Origin of the sequence: Methanosarcina acetivorans C2A (genome assembly GCF_000007345.1) — an archaeon.
GTDB classification, from domain to species: domain Archaea; phylum Halobacteriota; class Methanosarcinia; order Methanosarcinales; family Methanosarcinaceae; genus Methanosarcina; species Methanosarcina acetivorans.
The window spans coordinates 23,633-44,311 of sequence record NC_003552.1; the positions used below are offsets into that span (position 1 = coordinate 23,633).

Annotated in this window: 17 protein-coding genes; 11 read left to right on the forward strand and 6 right to left on the reverse strand. The window is 41.0% G+C overall.

Annotated elements, in window-relative coordinates:
• Positions 1-1,025: 1,025 nt before the first annotated feature.
• From MA_RS26355 to MA_RS00135, 11 genes are all read left to right on the forward strand, one after another.
• Positions 1,026-1,433 (forward strand): hypothetical protein, encoded by a 408-nt coding sequence (locus tag MA_RS26355; protein ID WP_048064790.1) that lies wholly within the window; start codon positions 1,026-1,028, stop codon positions 1,431-1,433.
• A gap of 131 nt (positions 1,434-1,564) precedes the next feature.
• Positions 1,565-1,945, forward strand: a complete 381-nt coding sequence (locus MA_RS00090) for a response regulator (RefSeq protein WP_011020077.1) — start codon at positions 1,565-1,567, stop codon at positions 1,943-1,945.
• Positions 1,946-2,221: 276 nt separating this feature from the next.
• A complete protein-coding gene (locus tag MA_RS00095) occupies positions 2,222-4,351 on the forward strand; it encodes a methyl-accepting chemotaxis protein (protein ID WP_226990711.1) in 2,130 nt (709 codons plus the stop codon).
• Positions 4,352-4,465: 114 nt separating this feature from the next.
• On the forward strand, positions 4,466-5,020 hold the full coding sequence (locus MA_RS00100) for a chemotaxis protein CheW (RefSeq protein ID WP_011020079.1): 555 nt from the start codon (positions 4,466-4,468) through the stop codon (positions 5,018-5,020).
• A gap of 24 nt (positions 5,021-5,044) precedes the next feature.
• Complete coding sequence (locus MA_RS00105; RefSeq protein WP_048064791.1) at positions 5,045-6,499, forward strand: GntP family permease; 1,455 nt, start codon at positions 5,045-5,047, stop codon at positions 6,497-6,499.
• A gap of 124 nt (positions 6,500-6,623) precedes the next feature.
• Positions 6,624-7,091, forward strand: a complete 468-nt coding sequence (locus MA_RS00110) for a metal-dependent transcriptional regulator (protein ID WP_048066044.1) — start codon at positions 6,624-6,626, stop codon at positions 7,089-7,091.
• Positions 7,092-7,432: 341 nt separating this feature from the next.
• Positions 7,433-8,470 carry a metal ABC transporter solute-binding protein, Zn/Mn family gene (locus tag MA_RS00115; protein WP_011020082.1) on the forward strand — a complete coding sequence of 346 codons (1,038 nt, stop codon included), beginning with the start codon at positions 7,433-7,435 and terminating at the stop codon, positions 8,468-8,470.
• Positions 8,471-8,621: 151 nt separating this feature from the next.
• Positions 8,622-9,386: a metal ABC transporter ATP-binding protein gene (locus MA_RS00120; protein ID WP_011020083.1), complete on the forward strand. Its 765-nt coding sequence runs from the start codon at positions 8,622-8,624 to the stop codon at positions 9,384-9,386.
• A gap of 47 nt (positions 9,387-9,433) precedes the next feature.
• Positions 9,434-10,258 (forward strand): metal ABC transporter permease, encoded by an 825-nt coding sequence (locus MA_RS00125; RefSeq protein WP_011020084.1) that lies wholly within the window; start codon positions 9,434-9,436, stop codon positions 10,256-10,258.
• A gap of 759 nt (positions 10,259-11,017) precedes the next feature.
• Entirely contained in the window at positions 11,018-11,473 is a 456-nt protein-coding gene (locus tag MA_RS00130; RefSeq protein ID WP_011020085.1) for a hypothetical protein, read from the forward strand.
• Positions 11,474-11,840: 367 nt separating this feature from the next.
• Positions 11,841-13,127, forward strand: a complete 1,287-nt coding sequence (locus MA_RS00135; RefSeq protein WP_011020086.1) for a transposase — start codon at positions 11,841-11,843, stop codon at positions 13,125-13,127.
• Between the two features lie 1,122 nt (positions 13,128-14,249).
• On the opposite strand, the gene MA_RS00145 is transcribed toward MA_RS00135, so the two are convergent.
• The 6 genes from MA_RS00145 to MA_RS00175 form a co-directional block, all read right to left on the reverse strand.
• Complete coding sequence (locus MA_RS00145; RefSeq protein ID WP_048064794.1) at positions 14,250-15,617, reverse strand: DUF7507 domain-containing protein; 1,368 nt, start codon at positions 15,615-15,617, stop codon at positions 14,250-14,252.
• A gap of 1,022 nt (positions 15,618-16,639) precedes the next feature.
• Positions 16,640-17,422: a class I SAM-dependent methyltransferase gene (locus MA_RS00155; RefSeq protein WP_011020089.1), complete on the reverse strand. Its 783-nt coding sequence runs from the start codon at positions 17,420-17,422 to the stop codon at positions 16,640-16,642.
• A gap of 254 nt (positions 17,423-17,676) precedes the next feature.
• Positions 17,677-18,567: a pyruvate synthase subunit PorB gene (porB, locus tag MA_RS00160; protein ID WP_011020090.1), complete on the reverse strand. Its 891-nt coding sequence runs from the start codon at positions 18,565-18,567 to the stop codon at positions 17,677-17,679.
• The gene (porA, locus tag MA_RS00165) at positions 18,564-19,775 is read right to left on the reverse strand and encodes a pyruvate synthase subunit PorA (RefSeq protein ID WP_011020091.1); all 1,212 of its coding nucleotides are present in this window, start codon (positions 19,773-19,775) and stop codon (positions 18,564-18,566) included. The genes porB and porA overlap by 4 nt, the downstream gene beginning before the upstream one ends.
• Entirely contained in the window at positions 19,775-20,035 is a 261-nt protein-coding gene (gene porD, locus MA_RS00170) for a pyruvate synthase subunit PorD (protein ID WP_011020092.1), read from the reverse strand. Before porD ends, porA begins: the two co-directional genes overlap by 1 nt.
• Positions 20,032-20,580 carry a pyruvate ferredoxin oxidoreductase subunit gamma gene (locus MA_RS00175; protein WP_011020093.1) on the reverse strand — a complete coding sequence of 183 codons (549 nt, stop codon included), beginning with the start codon at positions 20,578-20,580 and terminating at the stop codon, positions 20,032-20,034. The genes porD and MA_RS00175 overlap by 4 nt, the downstream gene beginning before the upstream one ends.
• Between the last annotated feature and the right edge of the window lie 99 nt (positions 20,581-20,679).

The following is a 20,679-nucleotide window of genomic DNA, read 5'->3' on the forward strand; positions in this document are numbered from 1 at the left end:
AATATTGTGTCCTATTTTATATTCGATAACCCTGAAATTATCTAACATCACAATTTTATTTTTTAAGAATACTCGGAGTTTAGGAATACTCATGCTAACCTTATGGCTCTGTTTCCAGTCTTTTTCTGACTTTTCTGATCTATTTCGGTCTTTTAGAGTCTTTTTCAAATCTCCTATACTTAAACCGAAGGATTCCTTTTGTAACTATTTCCCAAATAACTTCTGCTAGAATACTCACAAGGTTAACATAATGGTCGGCGCAAGTTTTTTTGCTAACCTAAAAATTCCATGTTAATGTGAAAAAATATATGCGAAACCTGCTATATTAAACTTTTTTAATTATCTTTATCAAATTATATAGCTTTAAACCCGTCTCAATTTTGGAATGTTTGCATGTTAACAAACAATCTGTAAAAGTTATGTAAATTTGCAAAGATACATTTAACTTTGACTGAGTTTCCCATGTGTGGAGTAAAGACTGATGAATTGATTAGATTACTCGACTAGATTTATTTTAACTAGATTTCTCACTAGATTTCTTTTTACTTCAAATATTTCTACTTAAATTAACCCTTATAAAATGATGAATACAAAGAGAAGGAGGCTTGTGTTTCATACATATTAAAATAGTTATGTATACTAATAAATAACTTTATATTATGCGGGGGATTCATATATATTTATCAAGACGGGGAATTTACCGCTACTGTTATATCACTATACAAAGGATCAACACTGTGAACTGAATGTTTTCTTTTCGTCACTGGTATTTAATCTATCCGGTGTTAAAATTTAGTTATAAGTGTTTGAATGTCGGTTATAAATTCCAATTAACGCACTCACAATACTAACTATACCCGCAACTAACATACTCTAAATCTTACGAATAATGCCAGGAATTGTAACAAAGAGATCACCACTCACTACAAAAAATTCATGTGATTATTTGATGGAATTTTTCCTGAAAGAAGTATTAATGAATATTGAAGGAATATAAATGAATATTGATGGAGTATAAATGAATATTGATAAAGTATAAAGGAATATTGATAAAGTATAAAGGAATATTGATGGAATATAATGGAATATTGAAAGAGTATAAAGGAATATTGATGGAGTATAAAGGAATATTGAAAGAGTATAAAGGAATATTGATAAAGTATAAAGGAATATTGATGGAATATAATGGAATATTGAAAGAGTATAAAGGAATATTGATGGAGTATAAAGGAATATTGAAAGAGTATAAAGGAATATTGATGGAGTATAAAGGAATATTGATGAAGTATAGAGGAATATTGAAAGAGTATAAAGGAATATTGAAGGAATATAAAGGAATATTGATGTATATTGATGAGATTTCTCGCATATTAAGTCGTTTATCTATTCCGATAGTAAAAATTGTTTTCCAAAAATACCCCCTATATGAATAATAATTCAATAAGAAAAACACCTCTAGAAGAAGAACTTCATCCCGAGATCGCTATAACAAGGATCTCATTCCGGGATCTCTACATAAGGATCTCATCCTGAAAATTCTTCATGCAAATACAGGAGTGATCAAATGCCTGAAATCCTGATCGTTGAGGATAACCTGCTTAACCTTGTTATTGAAGCTGACCTTCTGAAATCCTGCGGATATGATCCGAAGAAGGCGAAAAACGGCTTTGAAGCGCTGGAAGTTCTCAGTAAGGTTAAAGTTGATCTTGTACTGATGGATATGGAACTTCCAAAGATGCATGGTCTTGAATTACTTCAAAGGATAAAATGCAACCCTGAGACACAAGGCATAAGGGTTGTTGCCGTCACAGGACATTGTGATCCTGAAAGTGAACAGGAATTTCTTAAAGCTGGATGTCATGCTGTCCTTTCCAAACCCATAAATTTTGATCTTTTTGGAGCGCAAGTCAAGGAGTTTCTTACAGCAACGAATTCTCCTGGTTGAATAATTCTCCTGCCTGGGATTCTCTGGTTGAATAATTCTCCTCACTGGATTTTTCCTAAGGAGTAACTTTAAAAGGAGAACTCTTGACGAGTGCCGGATCTCAGGTTTTCCTATTATTTCAGATTCTTATCCTTTTTAAGAAGCAGAAAATTTATGAATTCTTAAACAATCTATATTGAGTACTAGTTGGGAAATCTGAATAAGACCTTTACAGGCATTTCCTTTACAGGTGTTATATCCTTCTGTCCTTTTCAACAGGGGTCGCCGTGGGTTGTAATGTGGTTGCAGGATAGAAAGGGCAGAAAGGCAAAGAAGCTGGAAGCACGGGTGAAAAAGATGTACAAAAGCACAAAGATAGGGCATGTGGTGATAGGATTTGCCCTTCTCCTCATTTTGATCTTTTTTGTAGGCTATACGGGTTATCAGGGCATGACCGAAGTTGAGAAGAAGAGCCGGGCTATCCAGAATATGACTTTTATCATGAATAACATGCAGGATGCCCTGCAAGCAGAGGAAAGCTATATTATTCACCGCGATCCGGCTTACAAAGAAGAAGTTTATCGCTATCTTAGTCTCGTACCCACACAGGCGGCCATATCCAAAGAAATATACATAGGCTATTTGGATCCTGTGAACCGCGACAGGATGGATTTTGTTCTTTCAGCTTCGAGCAATTTCAGTGAAGCTTTTGACAGATATGTCGAAGCAGATGACGAACAGGCAGCTGTAAGAGATAAACTGGTTGCGGATAGCGAAACTCTAATAGCAAATGCAGATGAGCTTTCTAAAAATCAGATGATCCAGTACAGGGAGGAATTCGAGAGTGGATATTCAAATGGAACTCTCGAGAAAAAATTCTCCAACGCTGAGAGCTCACGGAGTATCATTGTATTGACAATGAAGGCCAGAAACGAGTATCAAAATTATGCCATGAGCTCGGATCAGCAATATGCGGATAACTTTGATGCGTATATGGAAGATCTTATCGAACTTTCTACAGACTTGAACGGGCGGATGGAAAGGCCGGAAAATATTGCTCTGGGAGATGAAATCCTTACAAGTGCGGAAAATTTCCAGGCTGATTTCGAGCAGTTTAAGGTTCTGGAAGAGAGAAAAACGCTCGAAGAAGAAAATATGAGGGCTATAGCTACACAGGTTGAAGAAGTAGCGACAGCTGCCAGTGCTGACCAGAAAGAAGAACTGGACTCGCTGATCGTAAACTCCATAAATCAAATCTTTCTGGTAACTTTTCTTTCGATACTTATTGGTGTTTTACTTGTTTTTGTGATTTTGGACATCTACAGAAAGCCTATTTACGAACTGCTTGAAGCTGCCGACAAGATCTCTGAAGGAGACCTTGATGTTGATATCAAAGGCTCCTCAAGAAGTGAGATCTACCAGCTTTCAGAGGCTTTTAAAGCAATGGTTGAAAACCTGCGCAGCCTGATTAAAGAAATTCAGGAAGGCTCACTGCACCTTGCTACCCTTTCGGAGGAAATGTCTTCCTCTTCCGAAGAAGTGGCATCTGCATCAAGGAGAATTTCAGAAACCGCAGGTGAAATCTCTAACGGTGCAGAGATGCAGAGCACAAAAATTGTTGATATAACTCATGCAATGCAGGATATGACCCACAATATTCAGGAAGTTGCGGATAATACCCAAAAAGTTTCTAAGAGCACAAATCTGGTGAATGAAACCGTCAGTAATATAGGAAATGTTTCTCGGGACGTCCTGTCAAAGATGGACCTTATCCGTTCTTCTGTTGCTGGCACCGAAGTTGTTATCAAGGAGCTTGATTCCAAGTCTCAGCAGATCAATGAAATCATAACGCTGATAACCAGAATTGCAGACCAGACCAATATGCTTGCCCTGAATGCCGCAATTGAAGCCGCAAGGGCAGGCGAACATGGCAGAGGATTCTCTGTTGTAGCCGATGAAGTCCGAAAACTTGCTGAGGAATCCGGAAGTGCAGCCCAGAATATCTCCAGGCTGATTGATGAGATCAGGGAGAGTATAAGCGATACGGTGGAAAGCATAGAAGCAAGTAAAAAGAACGTGAAGAATGGCTCAATATCGGTTAGTGAAGAGGTTGAGATGGTTACCGGGATCGTTTCCACGATCAATGAGATCACGAATATGATCGAGGACGTTGCAGCTGCTACGGAAGAGCAGTCCGCATCCATTGAAGAAATTACCTCTACCCTGGAAGATATATCTTCAATATCGGAGCAGTCCGCTGCAGGAACCCAGGAAACTGCCGCAGCTCTTGAAGAACAGAGTGCCTCCATGTCCGAACTTGCCAGCATGGCGAATGACCTCTCTTTGCTTGGGGAAAAGATGAAAAAAGCCACTGAAAAATTCAGGCTCGGCGATTCAAAAGAAGAATCTGAAAGCAGTTTTGAATAACTTTAGGTACCTATTCGGCCTGTCAAAGTTGTCCGGTATGGTTTAACTGATTTGTGGGTAAATAGCCGTTAAAAACAGCCGTTAAAATCCTTAAATTGGCCCTGAGGAATTGAAATGTTTGAGGAAAGAGCAGAAAAGGAAGATTCAACCCCTTCTGAGGAGTTGCTTCATGTAGTAGTTTTTGAACTGTCAGGCGAGGAGTTCGGAGTCGATATCATGCAGGTCTCCGAGATTATGCCGATTTCAAAAATCACTCGTGTTCCTCAGGCTCCGGAATGTGTAAAAGGCCTAATTAACCTGCGGGGAAAAATTATCGTAGTAATAGATCTCAACAGGCGCCTTGGTTTCAGTCCGAAAGAAAGTGACAGCCTGTCCAAAATTATCATAGTTGAAGTCAAGGATACAATTATAGGCATGCTTGTAAACTCCGTAACCGGGGTGTTGAAACTGCCTGTTTCTTCTGTTGAACCTACTCCGGATATGATTAAATCAAAGATTAATGCCGAATATCTGATAGGAGTCGGGAAAATGGGGGATAGGCTTCTTATCCTGCTGAACCTTGCAAGGGTACTCGGAGAAGAGGAAATTGACGAGCTCAGCCAGCTTTCTTCTTCTGCTTCATCTCCTTCTTCTGAGCAGCTTCCTGAGGAGCATACCGAAAATCTATAAACTCCCCCAGTGGAGTCTGGATATATGCACCCTGCTCTTATTTTCCTTTTCGCCCTTATCTCCATACTGCTGCTTACAGCAAAATTCAGGCTTCATCCATTTCTTAGCCTTGTTCTCGTATCTCTGCTCACGGGAGTGCTTGCAGGAGAACCTATAGGTGCAGTCGAAGCGGTAACTAGGGGACTTGGCAGTGTTTTTTCCCGTTTTGCTATAATTATCACCTGCGGGAGTATCATCGGAATTTTGCTCCAGAAGACCGGTGGAATGTCTTTAATAGCTTCTGACATTATGCACTTTTCCAGAAACCCTCTGCTTGCCCTGATTATTCTTGGTTTTCTTTTTTCCGTGCCAATGATGTGCTATATCCTTGCTTATGTCATCTTTATTTCTATAGCAAAAGAGTTAGCTGCCAAGCTTAATTACCCCTTCATTTCCACTGCAACCTCACTTGCACTCGGAGCTGTTGCATCATTTAATCTGGTGTATCCTTCTCCTGTAATTATTTCGGCAGCAGAAGAACTTTCGGCAAACACGGATACACTCATTCTTCTAGGATTTTTTATTGCTGTTCCCACTTCTACTGCAGGTTATTTCTATGCCAGAAGCCTGGGGAAGACTGAAACCTCAATAAGTTCTGAAAACGACAATCTCGGGCAAGTTCAGCTTGGATTTGCACAGGCAGAAGTTTCAGAAATTGAAGAGCCCCTACAAAAGGGGGAGACAGGAGTAGTACAGGAAAAAGATATCGGCGTTAAGGAAAAAGATGGAGTGCACAGGGAAGAAGTGGTACAAAGAAAAGGTGAAGTGAAGGTAAGATGTAGGATTCATGGAAATGATACTGGAGAGCCGAACAGGCTTGAAGCATATGCCCCAATCTTTCTTCCTTTGCTTCTGATCCTTTTCCAGGCTGGTTTTGAGCATCCTTCTCCTCTGTTTGCTTTTCTGGGAAACCCGAATGTTGCACTCCTTATCGGAGTTCTGCTCTCCATTTTTTCCGGCAGGACACTGGGGTTTGAAATGGTCAGGACTCTGGTTGAAAAAGCTGTAAAGAGAAGTGGTGTAGTCCTACTCGACCTGTGCGGGGGAGGTGCCCTAGGAGCGACTCTTGCCATGACCGGGGCAGGAGAAGCCCTTGGTAGGTTTTTCCTGCAGATTAACCTGCCTCATATCCTTGTTCCTTTTCTTGTTGCAGTAGCCCTTCAAACCGTACAGGGGTCAAGGGTTGTAACAATGCTTGTCGCACCGTCCCTTTTGCTTCCTCTGGTTCCGGAACTTGGGCTTCCTGTGGAAATCCTGATCCTTGCAATGGCTTCAGGTACATTCTTGTTTTCACACGTCAACGATCCATTTTTCTGGATTTTCGGGGAGCTGGCAGAACTTGAACCCTCCGAGGTTTTCAGGTCAAATACTCTTGGGAACGCTCTGATGGGCGTGGTAAGTTTCCTGCTGGTTGCCGGAGTGTATGTTTTCCTCTATTGAATTTTTTTCATTTTCTTTCCACTGAATTTTTTTCATTTTCCTTCTTATTTTGATATACTACAAATTTTAACTTGATATTTGGTGCATGACAAATAATAAATATCAGTTTTTTATATTTCTCTATATGAATGAGCAGAATTATCCCGAGTTTACAGGCCTCGAACTCTCTCCGAGAAAGGTAGATTATCTCAAGTTCATTCTTGAAAAAAAAGGCACCGTAAAAACGACTGAAATTTCCTCCTGTCTGCAGGTTGACCCTTCAACAACAACCAAGACTTTAAACGAACTTGCAGCAGCCGGTTATCTGAACCACATTCCGTACAGGGGAGTGGATCTGACCGAAATGGGGAAGGAATATGCGGAATTTCTTATCAGGAGGCACAGAATTTTGAGTCTTCTGTTTACTCATTACGGGCTCTCAACGGAGGAAGCATGCGCTGAAGTTTCTCGTTTTGAAGCTTTTGTTTCAAGGGACGCTGTAAACAAAATATGTAATTCGATGGGCCATCCGATGGTCGGCGTATGCGGGGAAATCAGTCACGAGAAATGCCTTCATTTGGATCAAAGCCTTCATTTGGAGCATAATCATTAAAGGAGAATCGTCATTAAAGGAACATTATCCTTAATTTCCGTTATGAACGAAGAGTTGAATAAATTCTTCAATCCAGATCTTTGATACAGGTCTTTGGTCCCGGTCTCTGGTCCCGGTCTCTGGTTCGGGTATGTTTTTGACCCATGTCTTTGATCCGGCTTTGAATCAAATTTGGCATATCCCCAAAAAATAATTCATACATCTCATATTTTTGGATATATGCCAAATTTATCTTGTTCCAGGTTTATCTTACTTATATCAACCTCATTTCAACTCTTTCCTGAAATGAAATCGATTGAATCAATGAAGCAGAACGAAAGTGAAAAAACAGGAGTTCAATTATGAAAACAAAAATCATAACTACATTAGTACTTTTGATTGTTGGTCTGAGCATTTTTGTCAGCGGTTGCACGGATTCCGGCAACTCCGATAACGAGACTGCGGGACAGGGAGCTGAAGTATCGGGAACGGATGAACCTACAATCGTTGCCGTAAGTATTGTTCCCCAGGCTGAATTTGTAGAAAAGGTCGGAGGAGATAAAGTAAAAACTGTTGTTATAGTCCCATCTGGGGCAGATCCTCATACTTATGAACCTTCACCAAAGGAAGTCCAGGAAATCAGCAAAGCTAGGATGTTAGTAACAGTCGGGGTTGGTATGCCTTTTGAGGAAAGCTGGATTGACCATTTCGAGTCTATGGATAGCGGCACTCTTATTGTAAATTCTTCTCAAGGGATTGAATTGAGAGAACTTGAAGAGCATCACCATGAAGGAGAAGAAGGAGAACATGATGAAGAAGGAGAACATGATGAAGAAGGAGAACATGATGAAGAAGGAGAACATGATGAAGAGCTTGAAGACGGGCATGAAAACGAAAGTGATGAGGAGCATGAAGAACTGGACCCCCACATCTGGACATCCCCTGCAAACGCAAAAATAATGGTTGAAGAAATATATGAAGGGCTTGTAGAAATCGATCCTGAAAACGAAGCTTACTATGCCCAGAATAGAGATGCTTACCTTGAAGAGCTGGACGCTCTGGATGCGAGGATTCGGGAAAAACTTGAAGGAAAAGAGGAAAAAAGTTTCATGGTTTATCATCCATCCTGGGGATATTTTGCCGCGGATTACGGACTTACCATGATTCCTGTTGAAATTGAAGGAAAAGAGCCGAGTGCACAGGATCTTGCGGGGCTTGTGGATCTTGCAAAGGAAAAGAATGTCAAGGTTATCTTTGTCCAGACCCAGTTCAGTACGAGGAGTGCGGAGGTTTTAGCTCAGGAAATTGGCGGCGAAGTTGTAGCTGTTGACCCTCTTGCAAAGGATTACATTGCAAACATGGACAATGTATCCGATGTATTTGCCAGAAACCTTGTGTAATATCGTGTTCAAGTTCCTGTTTAAGTTCTCATTCAGGTTCCTGTTTGAGTTCTTATTCAGGTTCTCATTCAGGTCCTTATCAGGTTCTATATCTAAATATAAAAAGAACCTAATTTGGGGTTAAGATAAAAACGATGGTGAAGGAAAGGTAATGGAGAAGGTTATAGAGTTAAAGGATGTCTGGGTACGATACGGAAACCAGACAATCCTCGAAGCCGTAAATTTCGAATTAACAGAGCCTTATGGGCTTCTCGGGATTATAGGACCCAATGGTGGTGGAAAGACCACATTTCTCAAAGTGCTTCTCGGACTCTTGAAGCCCTATAAAGGCAGTGTGAAACTCTTTGGGAAGCCTCCGGAAAAAAGCAGAGATCTTGTAGGGTATGTCCCCCAGTACAAAGGTTTTGACTTCGATTTTCCTATCAGTGTCTGGGAAGTGGTCCTGACAGGCAGGATGAGCCATACGGGTTTTCTGAAAAAGTACAGTGGAGAAGACAAAAAGGCTGCTGAAGAGGCTCTGAAAACAGTGGAGATGTTCGACCTTAAGGATCGGCAGATAGGCCAGCTCTCGGGCGGGCAGCGGCAGAGGGTTTTTATCGCCAGGGCTCTTGCAACTAATCCCAAACTCCTGCTTCTGGACGAACCCAACTCCGGGCTTGACCCTCACATGCAGGACGAACTCTACAGGCTCCTGAACAGGCTCAAACATGAAATGGCAATCATTATGGTTACACATGACCTCAGCGCAGTCTCTGTCTATGTGGACAGGATAGCCTGCCTGAACCGCACGTTCCACTACCATAACTCTAAGGAAATCCCGGTTGAGGACCTGGAAGCCACTTACCAGTGCCCTGTCGAACTGATCGCTCACGGAGTACCCCATAGAGTGCTGGAGCAGCACAAAGGGAATTCTTGAAGTCAAGGATTGGGTTTGAAAAACAGTTTCTTGAGGAGAAATAATAAATGTTTGAGCTTCTGCAATATACTTTTATCCAGAATGCCCTTATAGCCGCAATCCTTGCAAGCATTGCCTGCGGAATCATAGGTGCTTTTGTTGTTGTCAAAAAGATCGTTTTCATCAGCGGCGGGATTGCCCATGCTTCTTTCGGAGGTGTCGGGCTTGGTTATTATTTAGATATTAATCCCATGTATGGGGTTCTTCCTTTCAGCCTGTTCTCCGCTCTTGTCATGGGTATCGTAAGCAAGAAATCCAAAATCCCGGAAGACAGCGCAATAGGGATTCTCTGGTCTCTCGGAATGGCTCTTGGAGTTATTTTTGTCTATCTGACTCCCGGATATGCTCCTGACCTTATGACCTACCTCTTTGGAAACATCCTTACGGTTCCCCGTCTTGACCTGTACCTGATGCTGGTCCTTGACGCTGTCATAGTGGGCGCTGTATATCTTTTCTATAAGGAGTTTCTCGCGTTATGCTTTGACGAAGAGTTCACAACTGTGCAGGGGATTCCTACCGAAAAGCTCTATCTTTTCCTGCTCTGCATTATTGCTCTAACAATTGTTGTCCTTATTAAGGTCGTGGGGATTATCCTTGTGATCGCCCTTCTAACCATCCCTGCTACCCTTAGCCGAAAATTTACCCATAACCTGAAGCGAATGATGCTTATATCCACCGTCTTCGGGACCTTGATCAGTGTTGCGGGAATAGGCCTTTCCTATGCTCTGGACGTCCCGTCGGGAGCCACTATTATTCTTGTACTGAGCTTTGTATACGGGCTTGTAGCTGTCGGAATGGATATACTTGAAGGCGGGCAGGTTTCAAAGAGCTGAAACCTGCCATTTTTTTTTCAAGGTTTTTTGTATCAGCCGGAACTTCTATTATAAATGTATTTGTACGGAGTTCAGGTAATGTACAGAACTCGGGTATTGTACGGAGTTCAGGTAATGTACAGAACTCGGGTATTGTACAGAACTCGGGTATATTGTACGGGATTCGGGTATTGTACAGAATTCGGGTATAAGGTTCGGATCTGAAGGCTCAGGTACATATTCCAGTGCTTCTCAGTATATAATACATTAAAGTAATTTTTTGGTAAGACTAAATTTTTGACTTCTATAGAATTATATTTGAATAGTTTTATTAAGACATAATTTTATATATGGTAAAATGCAAGAAGCCTAATTGTTAAATCAAGTCTTTTATACTACCAGGTCTGCAAGGTTAACATTCCTGGAGTAATTAGTAATTAAAAACGAAATCCAAAAACGAAATCCAAAAGAGAAACCCAAAAATGGAATCCAAAAATGGAATTCAAAAACGGAGTCTACAGCACCGTGTGAGATGCCACAAAGCCGCTTCTAGTGGGGAAGCGATGCATTTGCGACAGGTTAGGGTAGCCTGCACAGTCAGATCTCACCCGGGCGCACAACTGATACACTTGCAATGCCACCATCTCAAGCCAGCAGGTGTGTCCGTAAGCCACCTCAAAGAGGTTAACGTTTGGTTCGGTTCCCATAAATCGGAAACCGCCAGATCTATCTCTTAAAATATAAAACCTAAAATATAAAACGTTATACCAGGGTGATAAAATGGACCGCGAGACAACCCGGGATCAAAATATTGGAGAAAACGAAATCTTTGATGGCGAAAACCTAAACCTTCCTGATATCCCTCTTCCGGAAACAGATAATGTGCTATATTCAATCCTGAACTCTTTGAATCAGAACATCGCAGATTTTTACACATTTGTGAAGTTCAACAACTATCTCTCCGAGGATCACCTCAACGTTGAGCTCCTTAAAAGAAGCATGGGTATTCACAGGGACTTTACAGCCCTTTTCCTGCACACCAAAGAAGAACTGGTATTTACCTATCCGGAATTCATAGAAAAGACAGAAAGGCTGCTGTTTAAAGGGGTGGTTGGTACCGACTGCATAAAATACACACACAAGGTATGCAGGTCAATCAGTGATTATAAGATCGCCCTTCACAGAGAAGGTTACTTGCCGGACCTCAGAAGACAGCTGCCCCTGGTTGACATTTAACTCCCAGGCAGCTAACTTTTTTCCATTCTTTTTCATTATGTTCATTCATGTTTCATTTCTATAACTCTCCTCTTTTTCCAACGTCTAAAATTTCACAAAACAGGCTGTCTCAAAACTAAAGTTAATTCTACAATTGTGTCAAATTTTTCTACTACAAGGTTAATTCATGTATAAATTTCTCTAATTTAGGTGGTCTTGTTTTTAAATTCAACGTTGCTCATTATCCAATTGTAGAAATGGTTTGAGTTTTGAGACAGCCTGAAAACCTATATTTTGGAGACTTTTTATTATTTTCTGGTTTTTCGTTTTCCCTCTATATCGTGCAAAACAATAAAATTTTAATTATATTGATATATTTTTTCTATTTATGGGAAAAGGAAACATTGCAATAGATAAATCTATGATAAAAACGATAGTTGACGGCAAAATAATAATTCCTTTGCCAAAAGTTTTGGTTGAAAATCGATACTATCCTATGTTCTCTATATTCTCCCCTACTCAGTGTGATAGTTGTGGAAGTAAATTACATGTTAACTCTCATCACACTCGTTTTATTATATCACGTTACGGCACTATATCTCTCAATGTTACATACTGGCTTTGTCCCACTTGTAAGAAACATTATCATGATCGGGTTATTGGTGTTCAGGGTTCTGCAAATTACAGTTCTGAATATTATGATACACAAATAAATGTCAGATACGATGGACGATGCAGTCTGCACAATTCTCGGCGAATTGGGGAAACATATACAGAAGGAGTAATAAATGTCTGTGGAAGAGCTCCTTGTCCCACTTCATTGTGGTTATATGAACAGAAACTAGCAAAACTTTCAAAGCAAGAACTTTTGAACCAAGGAGTTAGCTTTGAAGAAACATTGTATGTTGATGGGAATTGGATCAAGAATGGATGGAAAAAAAAGCTTGAAGAATTTATTGGAACGAAACTCACAAAGAAAGAATGGAAAAAAATGCGATATAAATCTGTTTACGTTGTTGCTACCAAAGAGAAGGTCATTTTAGATTTTGAAGTAACTGAGAGGTTACCAACAATTGAGGCTCTGATGCCTCTTTTCATACGAATAAAGAACCGATTTCCTGAAGATAAAATCAAAAAGATTGTTTCTGATGAGGATAAAGCGATCATTGGAGCCGTAAAAATGGTCTTTCCTGAAGTGACTCATTCTTTTTGTGTGTTTCATCAATTAAAAAACGTTAGTAAGAGGTATTATGAGGAATTCAGTTCTGTTGAAGAGATTCCAGATAACGATAAGATTACCTACAATGAGATATCTCAATTGATACTTTCTGATACGGTTATCAGTGCTGTTGCGCATATTCAGAAGATACGAGAATTTAACTCTGATCTTGAACTTTCTGAAGCGTCTCATAAAGCGATTTCTTATGCCGAAGAGATTTTCAGCAAGAATGTGAGCTTCTTGAAAAAAGGTTTTACACCTGAGACAGATAATACAATGGAACAAATATTTTCTTTGATATGTGATATAGTAGACAAAGTAAGGTCATTCAAAACCGATAATGGACTAACTAATTTTTGTTACAATCTATTTACTTTTTTCAACAAACGGTGTTTCAGCACTGGAAAATGGAAAGGTTTCTCACCTTTAATGAGAGCAAGATTCCAATATGGATAATGCTAGAATTGGAGAATAATTAGTTCTTAAACTTGATGGCTTATAGCTGTAGCTGTCGGAAATTCCCACAAAAATAGTTCCACAATTTGGAAAATTTTGGTGAATGCTTGTGTAAATGAATCAACATTTTTAAATGAGTGAATTGATTTGCTCAAATTGGGATGAAATTTTGTGGTTGTCTTGAAATTGAAGAAAAACCAGAAAAAATTAAAAAGACTCATATTTTGAATACCTGAGTTTTGTGAAATCAGGTCTTTGTAAATTTAAAGCCGATCTAAATCTAAAGTTTTTTAAGTAACCGGGGCCTCATTAAAAGTCCCTCATAAATATGAAAAAGCTTTTCCGACTTTGATTTCAGCCCTAAACTCTATGGAAAATTTACAGTACTTCTGGATAGTTATATTCAATTTTCAGTACATCCGTAGTCTTATATTTAGGGAAAGATATCTGGCGTTCAAGGCATCTGTGAAAAAAACGGAATATAAAAAACGGTGTCTTGAAAAACGGTAGCCTAAAAAACGATATATTAAAAAACGGTAGCCTAAAAAACGGAATTCTCGAAAAACGATAGGCTGAAAAACAGTATTCGAAAAACGATATATTAAAAAACGATATATTAAAAAACGGTAGCCTAAAAAACGGAATTCTCGAAAAACGATATATTAAAAAACGATATATTAAAAAACGGTAGCCTAAAAAACGGAATTCTCGAAAAACGATAGGCTGAAAAACGATATTCCCTAAAAACGGCATTATAAAACAGATGCCTACCATCAATTCGATAAGTAGATTTTTTAAGTTTTGCTCATTCAATGGTTTCCGAGTCTATTCGTTTTTAACATTTAGCGTTTTCTAATTACTTCATATTGAAAATATGGGTTTTGATGCATTATACCCGGTTCTTAATTTTATTGAAGCCTTTTAAGATTAACCCCCGGAAAAAATACTTTTATCTCTTTTTCTGGTTTGCTGTTCTTTGAAATAAACCAAAAAGATCATATTTTTCTTGAACATCTCTTTAGATTGAGAAAAGTTAGCAAATTAGATGAAGGCTAAATTCCCTCATCTAATTGTTTCTGAATCGGGCCTATTTAACGCTTTTTTATCTGATTCACTTTGTTTTTACTTCCTTTTATACAGGAATGTTGCAGCAAGCAGTCCAGCTGCGCCATAAACGAGTTCAAACCCTGGTAAGCCAGCCTTTTCCTGTTCAGGTTCATCTCCAAGATCTGTTTCTGTGCTCTCAGTTTTCTGGTCAAAATTTCTAGCGTCTGGTCCAAGCTGCGTTTCATTGTCAGTTTCGTTCACTTCAACGTTTTTAGTAGGTTTAGGAATGATACGGGCTTCCCCGGTACCGCCATCACTGTGGTAGTGGGCTATACTAGCGTTATTACTGCTATCACTATCGGTTGAATTAAGGGTAATCGGTTGTTGTACACTGCTGTTTTCATCAGGAAGTTCGTTGCAACCTACTATTGCCGTATTTTCGATGACCCCATCTCCTCCACCGTTACTGTCAATATCCTCCTGGGTTACCGTATAGTTTCCGAAGAAGTTCCACGTTTCTCCCGGATTCAACACTCCTGAGTCAAGATCGTCTCCAGCAGGTCCTGTCAATGTAATCATCGGGTCGTTTACCGAAACTCCTGTCAGGTTCGCGTTGCCTTCATTCTTCACAATTATCTGATATTCGATTATGTCCCCAGCTTCGTTGATTATACGATCTCCAGCTTCATCAGTTCCGATTATTGATTTATATATTGAATAATCAGGGTTTCCTCCTGTTGAATTATCCCCTGTTGAATCATCCCCTGTTGAATCATCCCCTGTTGAATCATCCCCTGTTGAATCATCTCCTGTTGAATCATCCCCTGTTGAATCATCTCCTGAAGATGTTTCTTCTATGGGTACCCTGACGCTATCACATTTTGCCCCCAGCTGATCACAATCTACCATTGCTACGTTGTCGATGTATCCATCACAGTCGCCGTTGGTGTCTATATCTTCCGGTGTCACCTCGTAGCAGCCTTTGTAGGTCCAGGTTTCCCCAACTTCCAGGATACAGTCCTCATTCTTTGACTCTGTCGGACCTGACAGAGCAATCAGGGAGTCCGTAACAGTTACATTTGTCAGGTCGACTTCTCCGGTATTGGTCACAACTATCAGGTAGGTGATAACATCTCCTGCTTCTTTTACGCTGGCTTGCGATCCCATACAATTTACGTCTGTAACGCACTTTTCTATTTTATATGCCGGACTGGGGTAGCAAGCCGAAGTTACCTCTACAGGCGCTGTTTCATTGTTCGATTCGGTTTCCAGCTGGTCGGAGGATACGGTTGCCGATGCGACCTGTACTAATGATGCTGCACTGGACATGATCAACATCACTGAAAACATCAGCAAAAGTAGCGAATATAACCTGTTTTTTCTTATCCAATGGAAAGTGGATAACATGGTCATCCCCACAAGGTTTGCGATATTCTTTCTCATTTATTCACTTCCAGATTTTTTTCTCAAAAATTTGAATCTATATTTATAATTAAACTCAAAAAATTAACATTTGCCGAAAAGGTAATCTAAGTTGGACAAATACCAATTTTTAATTCCTCACTCCCTATTGAATAAATTTTGGAAATGATGTTGACAGCAAATAAATCTAGACAGTTAATCCTCAAACAATAAAACCAAAGTTAAACAGCCATTAATTTTTTAATCCTTTTTCTCTTTCCTTTGAATCTTTTATCGTCAAACTTATTGTATTTTCTAGTACCATACTCCTGATAATATTCATAATAAGATACCTTGTAATATATAATTTGGGATCAAAAATATTTGACAAAACTTAGATTGTTTATTGGGATTTTAAAGCTTTTTTTTTGTTTTTAAAGATTTTTTAATCCTTTTTTTAATTCTATTTTTTTATAATGTTTCTTTTTTCCTATCTAAAATGTTCTTAATTTAATCCCAATTTTATTCATATTGTTATGGGGAAAAAAACAAATATTTTTTCAAATGATGTTTCAAGACTTTAGTTTTTAAAATTTTGACACAGCTCAGCAATGCCACTACTTTAAAAAACAAATAACTATTAAAAATGAAATCTTTTTTCAAATAATTAATCATACTTGATTAAAATCAGAGGCATTAAAGGGAATAAAAATCAAAAAGTAACATTCAGAAATAAGTGTCATTCAGAAAGAATGCCCTGAGGATTTAAAGGTCTAAAAAGTTCACAAAATTTCAAAAAGAAAATAAAAGAAAAATAAAAATTCAGACTTCGATTTTTACTGAAGACCTTAGTGTTTTATGTTCATGCCTGTAGCAGTCCGGATCCTTGCGATTTCTTTTGCCGTCTTCCATGATAAAGAGGCATTGAACCGTTTCTGGAATGTTTGAGCCGATTCCTGGTTTTGAGGTATTCCTATATGAATCTCTGGTTCCTTCTTTCCAGATGAAAACAGATTCAGGCACTCACATCGTCAAAATAAAACTCAATGTTTTTTTGTTCATTCTTAATATGTACATACAAAAATAGCGTACATCTCGTACCAGTAAGGACAGAAAATCCATTTAAATCCTGCTTCTTCAAGTCTCTTCCTGAACTTTTCCGGGGTATCGATCTTCTCCCTCACATCTTCAAAAGTTTTCAACATTTCTTCCGCTTCTTGAACGGTGAGTTTCTGGTCAACCATGTACCGTTTCCAGTGGTCTATGTAAATCTTTTCTTCCCACTCACTCTCGGGCCTGAAGACATCTCCTTCAATAAACCTTCCATCTGGTTTGAGAGCCTCATAAATTCGTCTGAAAACACGGTGTTTTGTACCTGGAGCAAGGAAGCAGAGGCATTGTGTGGAAACCACAGCATCAAATTTTCCTTTTCCCTCTGAATTTTCTTTCCACCCGGGCCCTTCCTGCCCTCCGAGATTTTTCCACTTTTCGCACTCTTCCAGAATATCTCCCTCAATGAATGTGACATTCTTCTGCAGTTCTGGCTTCTCCTTTGCCACAGCCAGCATTTCAGGGTTTCTGTCGATGCAGGTGATTTTAGCATCAGGTTTTTCTTTCCTTATCAGACTGGTGAGGAATCCGGTCCCGCTTCCAAGTTCGAGGATCTCGATTTCCCTGTTCGTCCTTTCTGTTCCTTCGGGAATTGACTCCAGGATCGGCTCTAGGATTGGCTCAGGGATAAATTCGATTACTGTGGAGAAGAATGCCTGCCAGTTTGGGAGGCATTGTTTCTGGAGGGTGTCATAACGGGAAGGGAGCTTGCTGAAGACTGAACTGGTTGAAGTCATAGAATCATCTCTAGAAAAGATCATGAAAAAGATCTCTGGAAAAAGTTTCTGGAAAATATCTTCATTAATTACTCAGAAAACATGAGTTAAATAATTGCGGTTGTATGCCAGATTCCTCCGAAACTCCTGAGTCTCGGAACATCCTTCCGAAGTTTGAAAACAGATCTGAAAATTAAAAATCCGGCAAAAAAATTGAAATCAAAAATCCAGTAATCAAAACTCAATAAAAGAATAAAAAAGTGAAACTTCAGTTTTTACTGAAGTCCGTAGTGTTTTATGTTCCAGTCTGCAGCAGCCTGGATCTTTGCGATTTCTTCTTCGCCGCCTTCCATGGTGAAAAGGTGTTTGAACCGCTTCTGAGCGCGGAGGTATTCCTCGACTGGTCTCGAATCCTTGACTTTTCTGACCTGGGTGATCTCGCCGTTTTCCATTTCATACATGGGCCAGAGGCAGGTCTCGACTGCGAGTTTTGCTATTTCGATGGTCTTGGAGCCATCGAAGCCCCAACCGGTTGGGCAGGGCGCGTGGGAGTGGATGTAGGTAGGGCCCACAATTTCGGTAGCTTTCTTGACCTTTCTCATCATGTCCCGCGGGAAACCGATTGAAGTTGTGGCAACGTACGGGGAGCCGTGAGCTGCCATGATGGCGGGCATGTCTTTCTTGGGGCGCGGGTTTCCGAAGGAAACTTTACCTGCGGGGCTTGTTGTTGTGGAAGCGTCGAAGGGGGTTCCTGAACTTCTCTGGATCCCGGTGTTCATGTAGGCTTCATTGTCTACACAGACGTAGGTAATGTCGTGGCCCCTTTCGAAGGCACCTGAAAGGGATCTAATCCCTATGTCCATAGTCGAGCCGTCACCGCCGACTCCGATGACCCTGGTGTTTCCTTTCCTGCCGAGGGCTTTTAAAGCAGCTTCGACGCCTGATGCTACTGCACCTCCGTTTTCAAAGAGGGAGTGGATCCAGGGGACCTGCCAGGCAGATTCCGGGAAGGGTGTGGTCATAACTTCCAGGCAGCCTGTAGGGTTAATCACTATAGTGTCCGGGCCTGCACCCATGAGCATGAATTTTGAGGCAAGGGCGTCACAGCAGCCTGCACAGCCCCTGTGCCCCGGAGAGAGGTAAGTTTTTGGTGCGGGTTTACTCATAGCAACTCCTCCTTGACGTCAGCAAACTGGCTCTCAACCGTGATACCGGATTTTGCAACCTTCTTGGTCTCTTCGATTATCTTCTCTACGAGCTGTACGGACACATCGCGGCCTCCGTGGTTTAAGGTGTAGCCGATAATCGGAATATCGCATCTACTGTTGTACATGCAGGCCTTGGTCTCGGTAAAGAGAGCACCTTCATTGGTTCCGATGGAGATGTTCTTGTCAAGCACGACAACAGCATTGGCATTTGCCAGGGCTTTTCTGATCTGCATCTTCGGGAAGGGCCTGAAAGACCTGACTTTCAGGATACCGATCTTCTCGCCTTTTGCCCTGTACCTGTCAACTACATCCTTGAGAGTGCCCACAAGGGAGCCCATAGCCATGATTACGACCTCAGCATCTTCAAGCTGGTAACCGTCAATAAGACCTCCGTGGTCCCTGCCGTAGATCTCTGCGAATTCTTTGGAAACAGCCTCGATCTTCGGAAGGGCTGCCTGCATTGCCTTTTCTTGCAGGTACCTGAACTCAGTATAAGTCGAGGGGTCTGCAAAGGCTCCGAAGGTCAGGGGGTTTTTGGGGTCAAGCACGTATTCAGGCTCATATTTAGGCAGGAACTCGTCAGTAAGGTCCTGCTCAAGCAGCACTACAGGTTCGTAGACGTGGGAAAGGATAAACCCGTCCATGCAGGCCATGCCCGGCAGGAGCACATCTTTGTCTTCTGCGATTTTGAAGATCTGTGGGACCATGTCTGCTGCTTCCTGAACGTCTTCGGCATAGAGCTGGAGCCAGCCTGTATCTCTCTGGGCGATTGAGTCCTGGTGGTCATTCCAGATATTGATCGGGGCACTGACTGCCCTGTTTGCCACGGTCATGACAATGGGAAGCCTCATTCCTGCAGCGTTGAAGAGCACCTCGTGCATGAGCAAAAGCCCCTGGGATGTGGTTGCGGAATATGTCCTTGCCCCGACTGCCGAGGCTCCCACAAGGGCCGAGATTGCCGAAAATTCGGATTCCACGTTGATGTATTCACAGTTCGGGATTTCCCCATCTGCCATAAACTGGGATAGGTCTTCGACAATATGGGTCTGAGGGGTGATAGGATAGGCGGAAATCACGTTTGGACGGGAGACCTTTGCTGCATGGGCAACTGCATAGGAACCTTCCACAACGACCATTTTGGCCTTGTCAGCTGAATTGAGCGGCATTATTTCTCCTCCAGAATCATTTCAATTGCATCTGCAGGGCATTCGTTTGCACAGATGCCGCATCCCTTGCAGTAATCATAGTTGTACTCGAAAAAGCCATCTTCTCTGGGAAGAACTGACATATCCGGGCACACAATCTGGCAGATTCCGCATTTGGTGCATTTTTCATAAATATAAACAGGACGGAAGTTTCTCCAGCCTCCGGTTTTATTTGCTAGGGTTGAACCCGGTTCACAAGTTCCTCCAATTGGGACCTTCATGCTTCTTCCCCCCTGATAAGTTCATAAGCTTTCTGGATAGCCTGAGCGTTCTTATCGGCTACTTTGCCGGAAAAGCGGTCCTTTACGGCTTTTTTAATGGATTCCACATTGATTTCTCCGGTTGCACCTGCAAAAGCTCCAAGGAGGACGGTGTTCACAATAGGAAGACCTATAATGTCCATTGCCACCTTTGTGGCGTCCACGGTCATGACTCTTGCTTTTGTATCAAGTTTGAGGTCTTCGGGTTTTTCTTTTGTGTTGATAATGATAATGCCATCGTCTTTTATCCCGCTTGCAACATTGACTGTTTCGAGCAGGGTGGCATCCTGGACGATCACGTAATCTGGTGTGTATATCTGGCTTCGGAGCCTGATCGGACTGTCACTGAGCCTCGTGAATGCCTGCACAGGAGCACCTCTGCGCTCTACCCCAAAAGCAGGGAAGGCCTGGCTGAACTTTCCGTCTTCAAAAGCTGCAACGGAAAGCATTTCAGCTGCAGTAACAGAACCCTGGCCTCCTCGACCGTGTATTCTGATTTCCTTCATCTGGATTCTCCTTGTTAAATGCGGTTTTAATTTATTATTTTTTAATGTTTTTCAAGCATTTTTTGCTGTTTTCGGCAGTCTGTATGGCATATTTGTAGT

Excerpts from the sequence above, each read along its gene's own strand:
- MA_RS00155 (WP_011020089.1), bottom strand. The coding sequence starts at position 17,422 with ATGACTTCAACCAGTTCAGTCTTCAGCAAGCTCCCTTCCCGTTATGAC.
- MA_RS00090 (WP_011020077.1), top strand. The coding sequence starts at position 1,565 with ATGCCTGAAATCCTGATCGTTGAGGATAACCTGCTTAACCTTGTTATT.
- MA_RS00110 (WP_048066044.1), top strand. The coding sequence starts at position 6,624 with ATGAATGAGCAGAATTATCCCGAGTTTACAGGCCTCGAACTCTCTCCG.
- MA_RS00115 (WP_011020082.1), top strand. The coding sequence starts at position 7,433 with ATGAAAACAAAAATCATAACTACATTAGTACTTTTGATTGTTGGTCTG.
- MA_RS00175 (WP_011020093.1), bottom strand. The coding sequence starts at position 20,580 with ATGAAGGAAATCAGAATACACGGTCGAGGAGGCCAGGGTTCTGTTACT.
- MA_RS00135 (WP_011020086.1), top strand. The coding sequence starts at position 11,841 with ATGGGAAAAGGAAACATTGCAATAGATAAATCTATGATAAAAACGATA.
- MA_RS00100 (WP_011020079.1), top strand. The coding sequence starts at position 4,466 with ATGTTTGAGGAAAGAGCAGAAAAGGAAGATTCAACCCCTTCTGAGGAG.
- MA_RS00095 (WP_226990711.1), top strand. The coding sequence starts at position 2,222 with ATGTGGTTGCAGGATAGAAAGGGCAGAAAGGCAAAGAAGCTGGAAGCA.
- porD (WP_011020092.1), bottom strand. The coding sequence starts at position 20,035 with ATGAAGGTCCCAATTGGAGGAACTTGTGAACCGGGTTCAACCCTAGCA.
- porA (WP_011020091.1), bottom strand. The coding sequence starts at position 19,775 with ATGCCGCTCAATTCAGCTGACAAGGCCAAAATGGTCGTTGTGGAAGGT.
- MA_RS00130 (WP_011020085.1), top strand. The coding sequence starts at position 11,018 with ATGGACCGCGAGACAACCCGGGATCAAAATATTGGAGAAAACGAAATC.
- MA_RS00145 (WP_048064794.1), bottom strand. The coding sequence starts at position 15,617 with ATGAGAAAGAATATCGCAAACCTTGTGGGGATGACCATGTTATCCACT.
- MA_RS00120 (WP_011020083.1), top strand. The coding sequence starts at position 8,622 with ATGGAGAAGGTTATAGAGTTAAAGGATGTCTGGGTACGATACGGAAAC.
- MA_RS00105 (WP_048064791.1), top strand. The coding sequence starts at position 5,045 with ATGCACCCTGCTCTTATTTTCCTTTTCGCCCTTATCTCCATACTGCTG.
- MA_RS00125 (WP_011020084.1), top strand. The coding sequence starts at position 9,434 with ATGTTTGAGCTTCTGCAATATACTTTTATCCAGAATGCCCTTATAGCC.
- porB (WP_011020090.1), bottom strand. The coding sequence starts at position 18,567 with ATGAGTAAACCCGCACCAAAAACTTACCTCTCTCCGGGGCACAGGGGC.